This is a genomic window from Paenibacillus sp. Soil787 (genome assembly GCF_001429545.1).
In the GTDB taxonomy this organism is placed as follows: Bacteria; Bacillota; Bacilli; order Paenibacillales; family NBRC-103111; genus Paenibacillus_E.
In genome coordinates this window covers 210,767-229,819 of the sequence record NZ_LMSP01000046.1, presented here as the reverse complement: position 1 = coordinate 229,819, position 19,053 = coordinate 210,767, and the positions used below count along the sequence as shown (strand labels likewise).

At 45.3% G+C, this 19,053-nt stretch carries 19 protein-coding genes; 2 read left to right on the top strand and 17 right to left on the bottom strand.

Features of this window, described 5'->3' with window-relative positions; translation table 11 throughout:
* Positions 1 to 123: 123 nt before the first annotated feature.
* Genes spoVAE through ASG93_RS31030 form a run of 4 tightly spaced genes read right to left on the bottom strand, consistent with a single transcriptional unit; the run spans position 124 to position 2,214 of the window.
* Positions 124 to 474, bottom strand: a complete 351-nt coding sequence (gene spoVAE, locus ASG93_RS31045; protein WP_029193575.1) for a stage V sporulation protein AE — start codon at positions 472 to 474, stop codon at positions 124 to 126.
* Positions 471 to 1,490: a stage V sporulation protein AD gene (spoVAD, locus tag ASG93_RS31040; RefSeq protein ID WP_056838573.1), complete on the bottom strand. Its 1,020-nt coding sequence runs from the start codon at positions 1,488 to 1,490 to the stop codon at positions 471 to 473. Before spoVAD ends, spoVAE begins: the two co-directional genes overlap by 4 nt.
* A gap of 4 nt (positions 1,491 to 1,494) precedes the next feature.
* On the bottom strand, positions 1,495 to 1,968 hold the full coding sequence (gene spoVAC / locus ASG93_RS31035; RefSeq protein WP_056838570.1) for a stage V sporulation protein AC: 474 nt from the start codon (positions 1,966 to 1,968) through the stop codon (positions 1,495 to 1,497).
* A gap of 30 nt (positions 1,969 to 1,998) precedes the next feature.
* Positions 1,999 to 2,214 carry a YetF domain-containing protein gene (locus ASG93_RS31030; protein WP_056838568.1) on the bottom strand — a complete coding sequence of 72 codons (216 nt, stop codon included), beginning with the start codon at positions 2,212 to 2,214 and terminating at the stop codon, positions 1,999 to 2,001.
* Between the two features lie 355 nt (positions 2,215 to 2,569).
* On the opposite strand from ASG93_RS31030, the gene ASG93_RS31025 reads away from it, so the two are divergent.
* Complete coding sequence (locus tag ASG93_RS31025; protein ID WP_056838566.1) at positions 2,570 to 2,776, top strand: DUF1657 domain-containing protein; 207 nt, start codon at positions 2,570 to 2,572, stop codon at positions 2,774 to 2,776.
* A gap of 168 nt (positions 2,777 to 2,944) precedes the next feature.
* Here ASG93_RS31025 and ASG93_RS31020 read toward each other — a convergent pair whose 3' ends face one another.
* The 4 genes from ASG93_RS31020 to galU form a co-directional block, all read right to left on the bottom strand.
* Positions 2,945 to 3,085 carry a hypothetical protein gene (locus ASG93_RS31020; RefSeq protein WP_047672235.1) on the bottom strand — a complete coding sequence of 47 codons (141 nt, stop codon included), beginning with the start codon at positions 3,083 to 3,085 and terminating at the stop codon, positions 2,945 to 2,947.
* A 26-nt stretch (positions 3,086 to 3,111) separates the two neighbouring features.
* Positions 3,112 to 3,870 carry a C1 family peptidase gene (locus ASG93_RS31015; protein WP_063892001.1) on the bottom strand — a complete coding sequence of 253 codons (759 nt, stop codon included), beginning with the start codon at positions 3,868 to 3,870 and terminating at the stop codon, positions 3,112 to 3,114.
* Between the two features lie 114 nt (positions 3,871 to 3,984).
* Complete coding sequence (locus tag ASG93_RS31010; RefSeq protein WP_082615201.1) at positions 3,985 to 4,953, bottom strand: glycosyltransferase family 4 protein; 969 nt, start codon at positions 4,951 to 4,953, stop codon at positions 3,985 to 3,987.
* Between the two features lie 3 nt (positions 4,954 to 4,956).
* Positions 4,957 to 5,829 (bottom strand): UTP--glucose-1-phosphate uridylyltransferase GalU, encoded by an 873-nt coding sequence (gene galU, locus ASG93_RS31005; RefSeq protein WP_056838562.1) that lies wholly within the window; start codon positions 5,827 to 5,829, stop codon positions 4,957 to 4,959.
* A 189-nt stretch (positions 5,830 to 6,018) separates the two neighbouring features.
* On the opposite strand from galU, the gene ASG93_RS31000 reads away from it, so the two are divergent.
* Positions 6,019 to 8,280: a carbohydrate-binding protein gene (locus ASG93_RS31000; RefSeq protein ID WP_056838560.1), complete on the top strand. Its 2,262-nt coding sequence runs from the start codon at positions 6,019 to 6,021 to the stop codon at positions 8,278 to 8,280.
* 141 nt (positions 8,281 to 8,421) lie between these two features.
* Here ASG93_RS31000 and ASG93_RS30995 read toward each other — a convergent pair whose 3' ends face one another.
* The 9 genes from ASG93_RS30995 to ASG93_RS30955 form a co-directional block, all read right to left on the bottom strand.
* A complete protein-coding gene (locus ASG93_RS30995) occupies positions 8,422 to 9,384 on the bottom strand; it encodes a Gfo/Idh/MocA family protein (protein ID WP_056838558.1) in 963 nt (320 codons plus the stop codon).
* A gap of 20 nt (positions 9,385 to 9,404) precedes the next feature.
* Positions 9,405 to 10,238, bottom strand: a complete 834-nt coding sequence (locus ASG93_RS30990; RefSeq protein WP_056838557.1) for a carbohydrate ABC transporter permease — start codon at positions 10,236 to 10,238, stop codon at positions 9,405 to 9,407.
* 15 nt (positions 10,239 to 10,253) lie between these two features.
* The gene (locus ASG93_RS30985) at positions 10,254 to 11,204 is read right to left on the bottom strand and encodes a carbohydrate ABC transporter permease (RefSeq protein WP_082615207.1); all 951 of its coding nucleotides are present in this window, start codon (positions 11,202 to 11,204) and stop codon (positions 10,254 to 10,256) included.
* A gap of 85 nt (positions 11,205 to 11,289) precedes the next feature.
* On the bottom strand, positions 11,290 to 12,696 hold the full coding sequence (locus ASG93_RS30980; protein ID WP_056838555.1) for an ABC transporter substrate-binding protein: 1,407 nt from the start codon (positions 12,694 to 12,696) through the stop codon (positions 11,290 to 11,292).
* 113 nt (positions 12,697 to 12,809) lie between these two features.
* The gene (locus tag ASG93_RS30975) at positions 12,810 to 14,588 is read right to left on the bottom strand and encodes a sensor histidine kinase (RefSeq protein ID WP_056838553.1); all 1,779 of its coding nucleotides are present in this window, start codon (positions 14,586 to 14,588) and stop codon (positions 12,810 to 12,812) included.
* A gap of 20 nt (positions 14,589 to 14,608) precedes the next feature.
* Positions 14,609 to 16,210, bottom strand: a complete 1,602-nt coding sequence (locus ASG93_RS30970) for a response regulator (RefSeq protein WP_056838551.1) — start codon at positions 16,208 to 16,210, stop codon at positions 14,609 to 14,611.
* A 205-nt stretch (positions 16,211 to 16,415) separates the two neighbouring features.
* Entirely contained in the window at positions 16,416 to 16,979 is a 564-nt protein-coding gene (locus ASG93_RS30965) for an NADPH-dependent FMN reductase (RefSeq protein WP_056838548.1), read from the bottom strand.
* Between the two features lie 139 nt (positions 16,980 to 17,118).
* Positions 17,119 to 18,144: a glycoside hydrolase family 88 protein gene (locus tag ASG93_RS30960; protein WP_056838546.1), complete on the bottom strand. Its 1,026-nt coding sequence runs from the start codon at positions 18,142 to 18,144 to the stop codon at positions 17,119 to 17,121.
* Between the two features lie 54 nt (positions 18,145 to 18,198).
* Positions 18,199 to 19,044, bottom strand: coding sequence for a carbohydrate ABC transporter permease (locus ASG93_RS30955; protein ID WP_056838544.1), 846 nt, complete (start codon positions 19,042 to 19,044; stop codon positions 18,199 to 18,201).
* Between the last annotated feature and the right edge of the window lie 9 nt (positions 19,045 to 19,053).

Below are 19,053 nucleotides of genomic sequence, written 5' to 3'. Positions count from 1 at the left end.
TGATCCCCGAGGAATAGGAACCATCTTTTAACAACTTAATGTTGGGTCTTTCTGTTAAGGGAAGGGAAGAGAGGCATAACTTCCAAAATAGATTTAAGACATTCCATCGCGCATGCATTCATCTTATCCTTTGGGTTTGACAAATACGGCAGCTATGAAGGAGAAAATGATCGCCGCGGATATGCCCGCGCTGGTCACTTTAAAAATACCGGTGATGATCCCTATATACCCGTCCTTATGAAGTTCTTCTAACGCACCATGTACCAAGGCATTGCCGAAGCTGGTAATCGGAACGGTTGCACCAGCACCGGCAAATTCAATGAACGGATCATACAAATTACAGCCGTCTGCTATAGCTCCCAGCACGACAAGCGTGCTCATGGTATGAGCGGGCGTCAGCTTGCCTACATCCATCAAAAGTTGGCCCAATACACAGATGGCTCCGCCAATCAGAAAAGCCCAAAAAAAGTTCATGCGTACAACCCTCCAGACTCAATTGAAACAGCATGTGCAATGCAAGGAATGCTTTCCCCTTGTTGAAAAGAAAGCGGTGAGAGCAAAGCTCCAGTCGCCACAACTAGGATTCGCTTCAATTCGCCACTCTTTATGCGCTTAAGGAGATGAGCATAAGTGACGGTGGCCGAGCAGCCACAACCGCTTCCTCCCGATTGGACAGCCTGCTTCTCGCGATCATAAATGATCAAGCCACAGTCGTCATATGTCGTTTGATCAATTGGAAACTTGTGCTTATGGAATAGTTCGCGCGCAATGTTAACACCCACTGTTGCCAAATCACCGGTGACAATTAGATCGTAGTAACTAGGCTCAATATTCAATTCTCGGAAGTGAGTTTGAATGGTGTCTACCGCTGCCGGCGCCATCGCAGCACCCATATTAAACGGATCGGTGATGCCCATATCGACGACCCGCCCGATTGTGGCCGAGGTAACGACGGGACCGTCACCGGTCTTGCCAAGCACAGCCACCCCAGCGCCGGTGACTGTGTATTGAGCTGTCGGTGGCTTCTGCGATCCATATTCCGTCGGGTAACGGAACTGCTTCTCCGCCGTACAGTTATGGCTGCAGGTACCGGCCATCACGTAGTTGGCGGCTCCCGAATTCACCAGCTGCGCGGCTAGCGCGAGCCCTTCCATCGATGTGGAGCAAGCGCCGAATATGCCGAGAAACGGCATATTCAGCGTACGAACAGCGAAGGTATTGGAGATGATCTGATTCATCAGATCGCCTCCAATATAGAACTGTATGCTGCCGCTCACCAGCCCGGCCTTATCAAGTGCTCGCTGCGCAGCTTCCTCTAGCAGCGCCTTTTCGGCTTTTTCCCACGTTTTCTGACCAACGGTCAAATCACCGTGAACGATATCGAAATCTTCACTAATCGGCCCCTGTCCTTCATCAGGTCCTACCACCGTCCCCGTTGATACTATCACGGGGCGATTCTCAAAGACCCAGCTTTGATGTCCCTTCAGCATAAGGTCAACCCCCACCCGAGATGATAAGATGTACGATACCGACTAAGAAGGCAGCGACTGTTCCGAATACAATGACGGAGCCAGCTAACTTGAACATATTACCGCCTACCCCAAGCACGAGCCCTTCCGCCCGGTGCTCAATAGCCGCTGAGCATAGCGAATTTGCGAATCCAGTTACAGGAACGGCGCTACCCGCTCCGGCCCATTGGGCGATTTTATCGTATACACCAAAGCTCGTCAGGATGACGGATATGATAATCATCACGGCAACCGTTGGATTGCCTGCCGTTTTTTCGGTAAAACCAAACCAATTAACGAACATCTCCATGAAACATTCACCGATTAAACAGATTATCCCTCCAACGAGAAAGGCTCGCAAGCAATTTATTAGAACAGGTCTTTTTGGCTCTTGCCTCTTCGCTAATTTCTGATATTCTTGCTGCGTCATTGTCAAGTTCTTCTTCTTGTTGTTAGCCATGTTTTCCCTCCTGCTTCCTTTAACTTAGCATCATACGCAGATCCTGAATGACCTATCATATAGATCGACCGTTAATTCGCCATGCTTGTCTACTTGTTTGAGGATCACATTCTCTTTCGTTACTCCTAGCTTAACCAGTTCTTTATGTAGCCATCCTCTTCCTCTACCCGCTGCGGCCAAGGGTTCATCTTGAATGACGCCGTCCATGATGACCGATTGCGCCGGTTTCTCAATATTCAGCTTCATGCCCAAATGATTAGGTATCAGAGGCGAAAAACACTTCAAACCAAAGTCGTAGCGTCTTACTTTTGAGCGTTAAAATATGCGATATTTTTTTTACCAATGTCAGTACAAACAAAAAGACTAGTGCAAAAAACGATCTGACTACGATACTCACCCAATCTGCCGCAAGCTTTTCCTCCCCTTAAAGCTCGAAACAACCTCATTATGTGCTATTTAGGCAGCAAGTATGATCAATCTCATTTGGATTAAATTGTTATATATGTAAGTGAAAAGTTAGGGCATATTAAAGATCGCAATCAATTGAAAACGATCAATTTGTTTGCTATCCTACACAAATCTTAAAGAAGAGGTGCACAACATGACAGTTGCTTCTCAGGTAAAAACAACATTGGCCTCGCTTAAAAGCGCGCAAGCAAGCTTAGAAACATTTGCGCTTGGCACGCAGAATCAAGAAGCCAAACAGCTCTATGAAACGGCAGCCCTTTCTACGCAAGACATCGTGAATCAAATCGCCTCCCGTGTGCAGCAATTAGAAAATGAAGAACCCCAGTACAAAGGCTTCTAGTTAATAAACCAAAAAAGAGGCCGACTGCAAACTTATGCAGCCGACCTCTTTTTGCATTAGAACAAGCAAACGAAAATCAGAGTAAGTAAAACGAACAGAATTAATATGAGCAGTATCAGCTTTTCTTTTGGCATTTAAGCCGCCCTCGTTTCGGATGAGATTCCAAATTTACTCCAATGGTTGACCGGATGATTTCCTTAGCTCGTTGGCCAATCGATGAAATTCTTCTCTTGCCTCTGCATCCTCAGTTGCCAAATAAGCCGCAGACAAGAACGCAATGATTTTATTTGCATCTTCCACACTTAACATAGATTCAGCACCTCCCTGAAGTCGGTTTATTTACCGGTCCAATAGTCGAAGGTCATCACGTTATTTTTGAAAAAGGAATAGGGCATGTAACAATAGCCTTGATCTCCCCATGCTTTCCCCCATGAATTCCGTACGATGACTATTCCCTGGCCCTTCTGCTTACCATCCTTATATCCGACGGCCAATAAGGCATGACCGCCTAACATTTGCTCTTTTTTTCGATTCGGGTAAGGAATCCTCCCTGTTTTTGCCGCTAATGGACTTTCGAAGGATTGATAAATCCAGATTCCGAAGACAACAGGCTGGCCATCCGCTAATGCAGCTTTGATTCCTGCCAAATCATGGATCCGATGATATCCTTCGATACGGTAGGCTCCTGCAGAGGTTTCCGCCTCAGCATCAGGCTTTTCTTTAAATTTGGCTATACGATATGGCCATTCGGCTTCCGGACATACCCCTATTTGATGAAGCACCTTCATGCCATCACGTACAGTTGCTCCAGAGTCCCAATTGACCGTACCCTCTAATTTACGTTCATGCCAATAATGAAAAAGGCGAGATAGCCGTAACGTTGAATCTCGTTCTTGACGAATCCAATACTCACGCAGCCCGCTTACAATAGCATTAGATGTACAAGAGCCTAAACTTCCCTGATTTACGATTGGAGACAGCTCCTTGCGCAAATCTACTTTGCGGGGCAATTGCGATTCCCGTACATAATTAACGCTTCGGTAATAATAATCCCGAAAATCTCGTTGGTCCCGTTTAACTGTGTATTTACGCATCCCGTAGCCTCCCACGGTGTGTTTGCAGATTTGTACTGCAGTATATTCAACCATAGGCAGCAGCGTGCAAAAAGCACGCATCCCTATGGAATGCGTGCTGGTTGTTTCCAATTACTATTTCATTACTTTTTGATATATTTTTAAGTATTTTGATGTCATTTGGGAGGTTGTAAATCTACGAATGACATAACGACGAAGATCAGCCGGATGCGGATAATTCCCTCCTTTTACCTTTGCAACCATTTCAGAAACGGAACGGCAGACTAATTGCGGAAACCCCGCCATAACTTCGGGTACCGCCCCACGTTTCAAGGCGATTACTGGGGTACCGCAGGCCATAGCCTCAATCATAACGAGTCCGAAAGGCTCTTCCCACAGCGTTGGAAACAGTAAGCAACTTGCATATTTAAGCAGCTTCTGTTTCTTTTTGCCTCCAATAGGACCAACATAATGGATGTTGGGATTTCTTCTAATTCGAGGGGCAATTTCATTACGAAAAAATGTTTTATTTTTAATCGGTCCAGCAATAATAAGCTTTTTATTCGTTCTTTCCGCAATCTCAATGGCCTGCAGGACACCTTTCTCTCTCAGAATACGTCCCATAAATAACATAAAATCGCGCTTTTTATCACTGAATTCATATTCGCTAGGATTAAGTCCGTTATACACATAGTGTCCGCGATTATTGCCCATCACCTTTCTTGCTCGTTTGGAAACATACACAGGATGCTTCACTCGCTGCTTTACTGGGAGATGTACAGTGCACACCGTCGGAATACGAAGATTGAGCCGTCCAAGTGCAGATCTAAACGAATGATCATGAATAACATCAACATCCCGCGGCATTTTATTCAAGACATACCTTGCTATTTCATGGTTACGAAGCCCCTTTGGGAACGGGACAAGTCTAGCGCTTGTTCGACTCCCTAATGCAGCAAAAATAGTAACCCTATGACCTCTTCGCACGAGATTCTCAGTCAATTCATAAACGATCTTTTCTGTCCCTCCCTGATTCGTGGGCGGCAGCTTCTGTGCATTGGGGGAGTTAGAAATCACTTGCACAATGTGAAGGCGCTTCATCATCTTTCACTCCTTTTCTCTTAACATTTTTTCTATGTGCTCGTGAAGCCATGGCCTCAGATTGTCTCTCTTGTTCGCTTCAGAAAGTATCGATGTAATAAATCCTCTATGATTTCCAATGTCATGCCATTGCCCCCTTACCTCACAGGCATACATGGCTTCGATTTCGTTTAATGTAATCAGTGAGTCCGTCAACTGAATTTCTTTCCCTACGCCGGCCTTCTGAGTAGCTAATACATCGAAGATCTGAGGTGTCAAAATGTAACGACCCAGAATAGCCAAATTAGACGGCGACATGGGAAGAACTGGTTTCTCTATTAGGTTTAATACACTATGAAAACCTTCATGCAGGACTTTAGCCTCTATAATTCCGTAATCCTTTACGAATTGATCCTCTACTTCCTGAACACCAATAATTGACCTCTGATATCGATCATAGTAATGAATCAATTGTGCCAGTGCGGGCGTTTCGGTATCAAAATACGTATCTCCTAATAACACGGCAAAGGGTTCATTTCCTATGAATGAACGGGCGCACCAAATAGCATGTCCTAGTCCGAGCGGCTCGGACTGGCGAATGTAGTGAATGTTGGCTAGCTGGGTTGGCTCCTGCACACGCCCAAGAAGATCAAACTTTTCACGCGCTCTAAGATAGCTCTCCAGTTCAAAAGCGATATCGAAATGATCTTCGATCGCTTTCTTCCCTTTCCCAGTCACGATGATGATATCCTCAATGCCTGAAGTTACCGCTTCTTCTACGATAAATTGAATGGTTGGTTTATCTATGATAGGCAGCATTTCCTTGGGCATAGCTTTAGTCGCCGGTAGGAAGCGCGTGCCCAGACCTGCTGCAGGTATGATCGCTTTTCGAATCTTCAAACATATCACCGTCTCTCAAGTAAAATTACTAATCTTTATGTTCAAAATATGCAAAATAGTTTGGAATGCTACGGACATGTACCTTCTTCTCTCAAAATATATTGGTTAAAACAGGTCATAGGCACTCAGAAAACTTTCAGTTATGATGAGGGTGTGAACATGATCAATTGATAGAAAGGAACGATTACCATGACAATGACATCTTTCACGAAAGTGTTACTTGGTTGCGCCAGTCTCTTATTCATGCTGACCCTAGGGACTCAGACGACGGAAGCAAGGGAAAGTCAATTTACTAGAAATGGAACCGGGCCCCTCTATTGGAGCACTTATGAATATCAATACACACGGAATGCGCCGATGAACGAGGTGGAATGGAAGAAAAATATCGATTGGATTGCAAGCGATTACAAAACATCGGGCTATGACATGATAGCCTCCGACGGTTGGATTGAGGGTGCTCAACTCACAAATGAGAACGGTTACATTTCGTCCCACAATGATAACTGGCAGCATGACTGGGCGTATTGGTCTTCCTACATTCAAAATAAAGGGATGAAACTCGGTGTTTACTATAACCCCTTGTGGGTAACGCGGAGCGCCGCGGCAGATCCTACGAAAACAATCGTCGGAACAAACTACAAAATTAGTGAAATTGCCAGTTCCGCAGATAAATTTAACGATGATTTGTATTGGGTAGATGTAACGAAACCAGGCGCTAAGGCGTATATTCAAGGATATGTTAACTACTTTAAACAACTAGGTGTTCCTTACCTGCGAATTGATTTTCTGTCTTGGTATGAAACTGGAACAGATAAAGGCAAAACGATTGGTGTACATCATGGATCCAAGAACTATCAGACGGCCTTAAAATGGATGCAGGAAGCCGCGGGCGATGAGATGGAATTAAGTCTCGTCATGCCTCATTTGAACAATCATGCAGCTGGCGAACTGCCATATGGTGATATGGTCCGAATCAATGAGGATCTCGCCCATGGCGGTTGGGAAAACTTGAGCGGTCAACGTCAACATTGGGTGAACAGCTGGTCACAGTGGGCCAATCCGTTCCAAGGATTCACTGGATTTTCCGACATTGCTGGCCGTGGTTCCAATATGATTCTGGATGGGGATTTCATCCGCATGAATACCTTCATAACGGATGAAGAGCGGCAAAGCATCGTTCAATTATTCACCATGGCGGGTTCACCCATTGCAATCACAGATCAGTATTCTACGATTGGCAATTTCGGCAGCTTTTACAAAAACAAGAACATGCTGGAGCTCCATAATCAAGGGTTCGTAGGTAAACCCTACTATAATAATGGGCATTCATTTAGCAGCGATCCAGGGGCAAGGAATTCAGAAAAATGGCTTGGCCAATTACCAGATGGCAGCTGGGTTATCGGGTTATTTAATCGATCCGATCGGAATGCTACTCGTTCGGTCAATTATCTGAAAGATTTGGGATTGACTGAATCAGCAAATACAACCGAGCTCTGGACAGGGGCAAGCCTTGGCAAGCTTACTTCCTACAGCCCGAACCTTGTGAAACATGCATCAAACGTGGTGAAAATTGAACCTGAAGGCACGAAGGTGAATTATGCTGCTGAGGTTGCCACTTGGATGGGGGGTACGCATTTTAACAATAATTATGCGGGTTATCAAGGATTTGGTTTTGTGGATGGGTTGGGATTGACGGGAGCGAAAATCGTCTATGCCGTCCAAGCAGCTCAGGAAGGTGACTATGCACTCTCCTATCGTTATGCGAATGCATCAGGGATGAACAGCACGCTTCATGTAAGCGCAATAGACGATAAAGGAGTTGCGGTTCAGCCTTCGCGGACAGTCACGTTTGGTTCGACTTCAGCTTGGCAGACATGGATAAACCAGAATGATCGCATTCATTTGAAAAAGGGTGTGAACCTGATCACCTTAGAGCGCACGGCTTCAGATACGGGTGAGATTCACCTGGATGGGCTTCTGCTCGACAAGAATCGGTTAGGCGACATTGACGCTTCGCTCATAGAAAACGGGGGTTTTGAAAGCGATGACATTTCTGGCTGGTCGGAATGGCATCCAGCAGGTCAAACAGCAAAGTACGGCGTTGATTCCTATGATGCGTATAAAGGTAAATACAAGCTCTATTTCTGGGACACTAACGCCTATAAGCAAAGTATTCATCAGAAATTAACCGGACTTCCCAATGGATCTTATACCGTCAGCGCATGGGTCAAAGAGACGTTATATGGAAATAAGCCAACGACAATCCGGATGGAGCTTAGTGATTATGGTGCAAAGACCATATACAAGAACATTAGTCCAGCCAAAGGGTATCAACAAGTTCAAGCAACCGTTAATGTAACGAATGGCAGCTTGGATATCGGATTTTATGTGGATTCACCGGGTTTTACCTCTTTGCAAATCGATCAAGTTTCGATGGTGAAGATCGACTGATCCAAGGAAAGGAGCTCGCCAGCTATATACTGGCCTGAGCTCCTTTTAATATTGCTATTGAAACATTAGTTTTATGGAATCGTATTTTAGAATGGTCAGTTCTCCCGATTTTACACCAACACAAATTGTGGATTCAAGAACTTAAATAGGCTTATATCCGGACGATTGATAGATCATCTCTGTAAACTTCACAACTTTCAAGGCAAAGGAACCCGGCACCTTCACTTCATGGCGCCCTAGAATGGCGTCGATAAAGCTCTTATCCTGATTAGTCCTTTGCTTCGGGAGCTCTGGTACAACAGGTTTCTGTCCGAGGCGACGGATTGTAATGTTGCCATTGTCGTAAAAAATGCCCCCGTCTTCGCCGCAAAATACATAGGTTTCATGCCAGCAAGGGGCATAACCGACAATATTCAATCCGGCGACAGCGCCTTCAGCGAACCGGATCGAAGTAAAGGAGTCGATTTCAACCGGCGCACCCTGCAGATGCAGGTTGGGTTTTACTTCAACCGGTGTGAGGCCTGTTGTCCAGAGCAGCACATCGATAATATGGCTGCCGGAATCCATCAACATGCCGCCACCCGAAAGCTCCGGAACTTGTCTCCATAATCCGGTTGTTCCTTGTTTCCATTCCTGGTACAACGAAGCAGTAATCGACGTCAGCCTGCCGATTTCGCCGTTTGCGATCGCATCGCGAATGAACAGAAATTCCGGTTGGAAATGGCGTTGGTAGGATACCTGCATCACTTTACCCGCCTTCTCTGCAGTTGCGATCAATTGCTCTGCTTCCCCCGATGAGCAGGTCATCGGCTTCTCGATCAACACATGTTGGCCTTTATTCAGCACGTCGGTTGCTTGTTGAAAGTGCAGCGTATGAGGTGAGCAAATGACCACGGCATCCAATTCCACCTGATTCAGCATCTCTCGATATTCGGTAAAATGCTGCACCTCGGCAAGGCCAAACTTAGCAGCAAACTTTTCCCGGTTTGCAGCACTCGTATCGCAAAGCGCGGCAATTTCCACCTCCGCTAATTCCGACAGTTGACGGCCATGCAAGTGGGAAATACCGCCGGTTCCAATCATGCCTATGCGAATTTTGCTCATTGAATTTCTAGCCTCCTTTTTCATTTTATGCCTGAAAAAGTAATACCGCGGATAAACGCTCTTTGCACGAGGAAGTACAACAAAATGATCGGCAAAGTAATCATAACCAGCGTAGCCATCATCATCTGCCATTCAGCCCCATGTTGAGACTTAAACGCCTGCATACCGAGCATCAGCGTATACTGGCTCTCATCTGATAAATAAATGAGCGGTCCCTGATAGTCCGTCCAACTGCCCATGAACTGGAATAGGGCAATTGTCAATAATGCGGGTCGGCATAGCGGCAGCATAATTTGCCAATAGATCCGAGGCTCTGAGGCACCGTCAATCCGAGCAGCGTCTTCCAGCTCCCTCGGTAATCCCATAAAAAACTGCCGGAGCAAGAAAATGAAAAATGGTGCACCGAAAAAGGCCGGAAGCCAAAGTGGGATATTAGTTCCTACCCAGCCGAAATTTTTGAATGCGATAAAAATCGGGATCATCGTTACTTGATAAGGCAGCATCATAACGATGAGCGTAATGGCAAAAAGCGGCTTCGCCCCCTTCCACGGGATTCTGGCCAAACTATAAGCGACCAGCGGGCAGGAAAATAAAACCGCAAAAGTCGATAGGCCTGCAATCGTAAGTGTGTTCGACAAATATTTGAAAAAGGGAATATAGTCTAGAGCGGCTGGATAATTGCTCCAGGCCATAACGCTCGGAATCCACACTGGCGGCCACTGAAACAATTCGTTGTTCGCTTTGAGCGAAGTGGAAACCATCCATAAAAACGGCGATAGAAAAAAGGCGCCAACCACAATTAATACGACGTGCGAGCATATTTTTTGAAAAGTTCCAAGTCCGGTGCTTCCCATGGCAATCTCTCCCTCCTATTCTTTTCCTTGGTAATGGACCCAGCGCTTCTGAGAGACAAAGATCAGCGCCGTTAAGATGACCACGATCAAGAATAGAATCCAGGCCATGGCAGAAGCATATCCCATCTTTAGATAGCCGAAACCGTTCGTGTACAAATACATCACGTAAAACATCATAGAATTGGCCGGCGTGCCCTGACCGTTCGTGAGCGTATAGGGCAGGACAAAATTCTGCAGAGCCCCAATAGTGCCCATAATTAAGTTGAAAAAGATGACGGGCGTTAACAATGGCAGCGTAATCGTCTTCGTCCGCTGCCACGCACTGGCCCCGTCGACATTGGCCGCATCGTAGTAATCTTGGGGGATATCCTGCAATCCCGCCAAGTAAATAACGACCGCCTGCCCTGTTCCCCATAAGCTCATCAGAATCAAAGATGGCTTAGACCAAGCCTCGCTTCCAATCCATGGCGGTCCTTCGATGCCGAGCCTATCCAACCAATAGTTCACAAGCCCGAATTGCGGATTTAGCAGCCAGAGCCAAATGATCGTCGTCGCAACGGGCGGAACCAAACTAGGGATAAAAAATAATGTTCTGTATATCCCTTGACCTCGTATTTTCAAATTCAGGAGGAGGGCTAGTCCTACGCCTACCGCAATGCTGAGCGGAACGAAAATCACCGTATAGTACAAGGTATTATAAATACTGATCCAAAAGACCCTGTCCTGAAATAGAATTGCGTAATTGTTGAATCCTACGAATTCCCCTGGTTCCAGGATGCTGTAGGTGGTTAGGCTATAGTAAGCTGACATGACTAACGGGTAAGCGTGAAAGAGAAGCAAGCCGACAATCCAGGGCAGTGCGAAGATAAAGCCAAACAGGGTAATCTTTTTTTCGAATCGCGTTTTCCTTTTTTTAACCATATCTACGGAAGCCGTTATTTCCTTTATGGAAGTTTCTGTATCCATCGCAGTCAATCCTATTCCCTCCTTTTTCAACTAAAAAGATAGAGGGCAACGCTGTTCGCCTTGCCCTCTATCTTTAAAGCAACATTTAATTGCCCATCTTAGCCAATTCCCCATCTACATTCTTTTTCACTTCATCAAGGAGCGCTTGTGCGTCCCCTTTTCCATGAATTGCCAAATCTTGCACCCGCATCGCTTCGTTCCATAAGAAAGCGCCAACCGGTGTAACGGGTCTAGTGTAGGCTGTAGGCATCAAGTCCAGAAAAACTTTCAAGTTTGCATTGTCGGAAAGCTTCAACTCCTCGTTAACGCTCGGCATAGCCGTAATATCGTTACCGGCTTTCGGCCGTTTCGCCCAGAGCAATGTGCCTTCCTTATGCGCTACAAATTTTACGAATTCCCACGCTTCTTTTGGATGCTTGGAGCCTTTCGGAATGACATATGACCAACCGCCTGCCCATGTCACTGATTTATTGCCTTCAGCCGCCGGCATCGGAGCTACGCCCCAATCGAAGTTTAGCTTGTACTTCGCCAAGTCGTTCAGAATCCAGTTTCCGTCGAACTCAAATCCAACCTTTCCCGTCCAGAACGGGTTCATGCCCGTTTGTCCCATCGCGTCCGAGAAACTGGTCAGGTTGCCGATATCATACTTTTTGGCGTAGTTGGCCATCCACGCAAGCGCCTTTACATTTTGCGGATCGTTCGGTGTCAAATTATGATTGCTATCCTCCCATTTACCTCCCCAGTTCCATGCTTGGGTATAAAGAAAGCCTTGATTCATCCATGGAATAAAGCCAATTTGTGCGTATTTGTTGTTGCTGCCTTTTTTGAAAATTTTATCGGCCATTTGATCCAATTCTTGAATCGTTTGCGGCGGTTTATTCGGATCAAGTCCAGCTTCTTTCATTAACGTCTTGTTGTAAAACATACCTCGATTGTCGGTGCCCCAAGGCAAGGCGTACACCTTGTCTTTATAGACGGTTTCAGACCAAAGCCCTTTATAATAATCATTCGGAGAAATGCCGCTGCTCTTCACAAATTCCGATAAGTCCGTCAGAGAGCCTTTCGCCGCCCAGGAACCGATCAAGAATCGGTCGAACAAAGCGACATCGGGCGGATTGCCGCCAGCGATGGCTGTAAGTAATTTATCGGAGGCCTGTGTCTGGCCTGTCGTCTCCACGAATGTCATTTTCACTTTGATGTCAGGATGCTGCTTCTCGAATACGTCGACAACATTAGCTTTGAAATCTTTTTGATAGTCTCCGCCCCACGGAAACCAAAAATCGATCGTGACTGGTCCGCTTGAGGTTGTAGCAGCTTTAGGGCTGCTGCTTTCCGTACTTTTGACGTCCGTCCCTTTACTGTTTGGGCTGCTGGATGCGGTGTTCGTCGAACTGCAGCCGGCTGTAGCCAAAGCCATCGCCATCGTTGCAACCAAAGGCAGTGCAACCAACTTTTTGTTTTGCCAACCAATTCGTCCCTTTTCATTGTTCATATTTGTCCTCCTTTATGTTTGTCGCTCTTTAATGAGCTTATCCTTATTGTAGGCGCTTTCACGTCCTTCTTTTAACGAGGGGACTTTTGTTTTTAGTGTGGTATTTTTGTTTGTTATCGTAATGGGAAGACCAAGGTGACTTTCGTGCCCACATTCGTTGTACTCTCAATGAAGAGCCCGAAGTCCTTACCATAAGTTAATTTGATTTGCGAATTAATATTTCTCAGGGCAAAATTATGTTCCCCGGCTGCCTCTTCGCTTGCGATCACTTCTGTTAGTTCCGCCATTTTATCAGGTTCGATCCCAATACCGTCGTCCTCAACATCGAAATAAAGAATTTGGCCTTCCATTCTCCACCTGATGTCTAAGCGACCGCTTCCCCGCTTATTTTCTAAGCCATGATAAATCGCGTTCTCTACCAACGGTTGAAAGACGAATTTCAGAACCCGGTAGTGCAGTATCGCCGGATCTATACTCATGCTCACCGTAAATTTGTCCTGATACCTCACCTTTTGTATGGACAAATAACTTTCTAGCAAATCGGCACTTTCCTTTACGGTGACAAAATCGTTGCCCTCACTTAAACTGATCCTCAAATATTTGGATAAACCAAAGATCATCGTGCTGATCTCATCCACTTTATAAATGCGGGAAATCCAATGAATGGAATCCAGCGTATTGTATACAAAATGAGCGTTAATTTGAGACGCCATCATCTTCAATTGCGTTTCCTTTTTTAATAGTTTTTGAATATATACTTCATCAATTAAATCTTTGATTCTCGTGACCATCGTATTAAAACTATGAAATAACATACCGAATTCATCGCTTCGTCCATTCGTAATTTGTACGTCGAAGTCGCCTTCTCTCGCCATGCGCATGGACCAGAGCAGCATCCTGACAGGCTTATGCATTTGCTTGGCGACTAAGAAAGCAAGCGCGATGGCCACAACGCTGAATCCAATGACTAGATACACCGTGTAGTAACCGATTTCTCTCGAATCGTTGACGAGATTTTGGATTGGCGCCATGCCGACAAGCTTCCAATTGGTTATCTTCGATTGATCATAGACCACCATCACTTCCTTGCCATCGACCACCTCGTTTAAAAACCCGCTGTCTTCAATTGGAAGCTTCAGCCCGGAAGGTCTCATAAGCCTGGAACCATTTGAATCGGCTACAACCGTGTCATTTCCGTCGACGATAAACGTATGGCCTTGCGCCTGAAAATCAACCTCTGACAAAAATTGCTGAATGGGTTCAGGATCAAACTCCATGATCAGCACACCCAGAGATTGGTCGAGATTATCGAAGTTTTTGATGGATCTGCCGAGCACAAACACTGGTTTATTATCTTCATCGTTATTGGACTTAACAAGAGGCGAACGAATGCCATACCATACCACCTGACCGTTCGCAGCTCTGATTTGCTTGTACCAATCTTGATCTTGCTCTTCAATACTCACCATTGGAATCTCGGCAAAACCGTTATTCGTAAACCGGTAGGAAGCGCTGCGTTCACCCAAAATATATATGTTCAGCATGTCGTTCTTTACATTAACCAAATTGGACAAAAACTTAGCGATTTGCTGATTGTTGTAGCTCTGATCATAGCTTTCCCGGTATTCTCCGACGATGCCTTTTTGGATTTCCTTGTTAGCGAAAATGAGCAAAGACCGGTTGTCATACTCGTTCATTAACAGCTCGAGACGCCTGTCGGCCTGCTGCACAGTTTGCAAAGCCACTTGTGACACTTTGGAACTAATGATGTCGTTGGCTTTATGATAGGACAAATAACCCATCAACATGATAGAGACGGACATACTGGCAAAAAATAAAATGAATAATTTGTAGCCAATCGAACGCCATTTTAAATGCGCATGAAGATTCAATCAGACTCCCCCTCAATCACTTACTTGACGCCCAACTCCCGATACTGAGCAGGGGTTATCCCCTCTTGTTCCTTGAACAGCTTTACAAAATGGCGAAAATCCTGATAACCTACCCGTTCGGCTACCTCATATATTTTAAGCGTTGAATCTTTAAGAAGGTCCTTTGCCTTGTCCATCCTTAAGCGAATTAGATATTTGCTGAACGTCTCGCCTGTGTTCTCATGAAAAATTTTACTGAAATAGGATGGATTCAAAAATAAATGTTCGGCTACCTGGTTCATCATGATCGCTTCCGTATAATGCCGCTCCATATACTTGATGGCCATTTCGATGAACCTTTTTCGATTTCCCCAGGCGTTGTGGCCATATTGGAATTGGCGGACAACTGCGAGCAGCTCGTCTTTCATCTCAGACAATGCACAGTAAGGAATAAAAAGCTTTTTACTAACAGGGGGCTGCTCGGAGGAATAGCTTGACTCCAATTTCTTATCCATTTCGCTGAACAATGTTGTTAAGCCAGTTCGTAATTGATAAGGAGAATATTTCAGCCGACTCATTTGTAAATGTGCAATCAGCTCATCAATCAATTCACCGAGCGCGGCTTCATCGCCCAGTTTCACAGCATGCACGAACCGAATCCCCCAACCGTTAGGCCCTATATATGGCTGAGCTTGCATAAGTTGAAGCTGCTCCAACCATTCTGCATCGTACACCTTTCCATAACCTTCATAGAACGCATAAGCGCCAGCATGCACAGCTTCTCGAAAAGAGGCATGGATGTTGGTATACTCGCTTATTTGACTGCTTCCAATATTGATCCCGATCCCCAAATACCGTCGGCAGGCTTCAATAAGAGATTCCATAATGCCTCCGCTCCCACGGTCATCTTCATTTATAGGGGACAGCAGAACGACCAGATCTGCATCTTCATAATGATCCAAGGGGCATGTTATCATCTTCCCCCCTACTTTGCCGATTTCTTTAGCGATATTGCCAATGGCATGTCGGAGTAAATAATGCTCCTTCGGCTTATTGTCATGCGGTCCCCAATCGTACACTTTTACACTATTTACTTTCAAACGTTTGGGGTCCAAATGAATATTCAAACGATCCCATAGCGTCCTCAGATATTGATTTGAAGCGCTTTCATTTATTAGAAGAGTTTCAAGGTAGCGCTGGCGAGCTAGAGGTAAGCTTTCGCGAATACGTTCTGACATCCGGGCAAATTCATGATGATCTTCATACTCGCGCTTGATTTGAGTAACACATTTGCGCACAACGTCCAGCATCTGCGTCTCTTCGATTGGTTTAAGCACATAGTCAACTGCCCCGTATCGCATGGCCTTTTGGGCGTAACTGAAATCACTGTATCCGCTAATAATAATAATTTTCGATGGGAGATTGCGATTCTTGAGCGTTTCAATTAGAGCAAGTCCGTCCATCCGCGGCATTTTGATATCCGTGATGATGATATCCGGTGTCCGGTTTTGGATGATACTTAACGCCTCTTCTCCGTCCTCCGCATCTCCAAGCAGTTCGACTCCTTCAGCTTGCCAATCAATAGTTGAACGCAACCCTTGACGAACCCATCTTTCATCATCAACGATTAATAAAGAATACATAAGCAATCTCCTCACGTTTCATGGTAAGAGTAACATTCATTATGCATCTTTTTATCTAGTTGTCTTTTCCCATACTTTACAATAATAAACTAAATATGAAAAGAATAACCCGCTTCTTATCGATATTTTCCCAGTTAATTCTGGCGTAAGAAAAGGCTGCCGTCTGCCGGCAGCCCTACTTATGTGTCTATACAGGTTATCCCTACTACTCATTCAGCCGTTGTACCTGGTCTATCCATTGCATAAACGATTGAACATAACGCTGCAGATATTTGCGTGTCGTTTCATCAGTGAGCTTGCGAGTATCTGAATCAATCTTATCCAGAACTTGAGATATATACATTTTTTGAGACGGCATAACATAGGACTGGGTGGCATCCAACGCTTGCCTAATTTGCTGCTGCGACAGAATCGTTCCTTTTGCGCCAGGCGTAGCACCTATCACACCTGCAGGTTTATGAATTAGGACGGAGGTTTTGGTTGGTGTCGATGCCCAGTCCAGTGCATTTTTCAGTACGCCTGGTATTCCTGAGTTATACTCCGGGCTAACGATGATAATGCCATCTGTCTTTTGAATCGCCTCACGATAATGCATAACAGGATCTGGCCCTTCTCCATGATCCAGATCCGCGTTATACAAGGGAAGATTCGCAATCGATATGTATTCATATTTTGCCGAATCTATGAGTTCAGGGATCGTATTCGCAATCATTTGATTAAACGAATTTCCCCTTAAACTACCCACAATAATCCCTATCCTTTTCAACATCAGCCAACCTCCTCATATGATTTAGAAGCTATTCTCATTCAATCATATAATATTTTCCTCCGTTTGTGGAATGGTTTTTGTACAGCTTGAATTCTGTTCTGGACTGAAATCGAACCTGAGGTGTTATAAACGTGACCTCCTACCAGTCTTTGCGATTAAGCAAGGATGCTAAGAAAGTAAGCCCTAGCCCTTGTCCCCAGCCTTGAATCCTTTTGTAAGGAACCCCTTTGTAGCCGTCAATATCTCTCATTACTGCTGTCCCGGCTGAAACATGTGTGACAGTCCCATCTTCCGTGATGCGTGAAAGTATGCCTTGGATGGATTTATTCGTATATTTGTTGTAAAGAGGACCTGAACTGATAAGCGCCGCCGCGATCCCAGCAGAACCGCTTGTTTCCAAATAAGCATCCTTGTCCGTCAAGACGGTATGCCAGAGTCCACTCTCATCTTGCAAGCGGACAAGAGCGCTCAATTGATCACGCAGCGAGCCCTCGAGAATCATAAATGATGGATGCGTCACATGAACCAGTCTCAGTGCACGAGCCATCGTTATCGCTGCCCATGCATTGCCACGTGCCCAGAATATGCCTGACATATGATTTTGTGCTAGATGATCCCAACCATGGTAGTAGAGATTAGCCGCCATATCCTGCAAATAATTCTCGTGCCCGTGATACTGCTTCAACCCATCTTCGAAATAGTCGTCACGCTTTAACATAGAACCGATCCGCAGGAGGAAGTATCCTGCCATGAACATGGTATCCACCCATGCCTGCTGCGGAAAGTTATAGGTTTCCGAGTTCACCGTGTGCTGGAAAATGCCTTCTCCGAAACGCTCCGCCTCATGCTGAAGGAATTCAGCCATTTGCGAAGCAATATCGATATACCGCTCTTCACCGGTTTCTTTGTACAGTGTCAGCAAGGAATGTCCAATCGAGATGCCGTTAACGGACAGCTTTGGCAAGCCATCCTCCAGCTTCTCATCGATCCAATCTTTCAGCAGCTGCAGATATTCCTCCTTGCCCGTCGCTTCATAGGCTTCTGTTACACCATAGAAGGCTACGCCGCCCGGCCAATCCCAATTAAAGTCCATTCGGAATGTTCTATGAACAACACGGTCTATCACCTTGCGAATTTCATCTGAATCGAATTGTAAGGCTGGCATCTCTTCATTTCCTCCCTGTAGCTGGCTATTATCTATGTTTGTAATCATCTCTTCTTATCCTTTCAAACCGCTCGTCGAAATCCCGTCAACAATGTATTTCTGGAATATGATGAAAACTACGAAAATCGGGACAAGTGATAACGTCGACATAGCAAACATCCCGCCCCAGTTATTCAACGACTCACTATCCAAGAAAAGCTTCAGAGCTAAGGAAACCGGATATTGACTCGGATTGTTCAAATAAAGCAGCGGCGTGTAGAAATCATCCCATCTCCAATAGAAGGAGAATATCGCCGATGTCACGAGCGCCGGAACAATTAATGGTACGATGATTTTGTAAAAGATGCTGTATTTGCTGCAGCCATCCATCTTCGCGGCTTCATCCAATTCCGGAGGAATCGTACGAATAAACTGCATGATCAAGAAGATGAAGAACGGGATACCAAAGAACTGCGGGACGATAATCGGTTTAAAACTGGATAACCAGCCTATTTTGGCAAATAAAATATATTGAGAAATAATCGTTACGTCTTGGGGAAGCAGTAAAGTAAGCATAACCGCCGAAAACCACAATTTGCTTCCAGCGAAACGAATCCGGGCAAATCCATATCCTACTAAAGCGGAGGAAACCACCGCACCTATCGTCGAAAGAATAACGATAATAAACGAATTTTTCATGAATGTAGCAAATGTATTGCCTGCAAACCCTTTCCAACCCGTCACATAATTGTTCCATTCGAGCCGACTAGGGATCAGACTGGTAGCCGTTGTATAGATTTCATCATTCGGCTTCAGTGAGCTGGCGACCAGCCATAGGATCGGATAAATTGCTATAATCGCGATGATACAAACGATGAGATGATATAGCAGCGTTTTCACATTTTTCACTCGTAAAACCATGGTCTACCC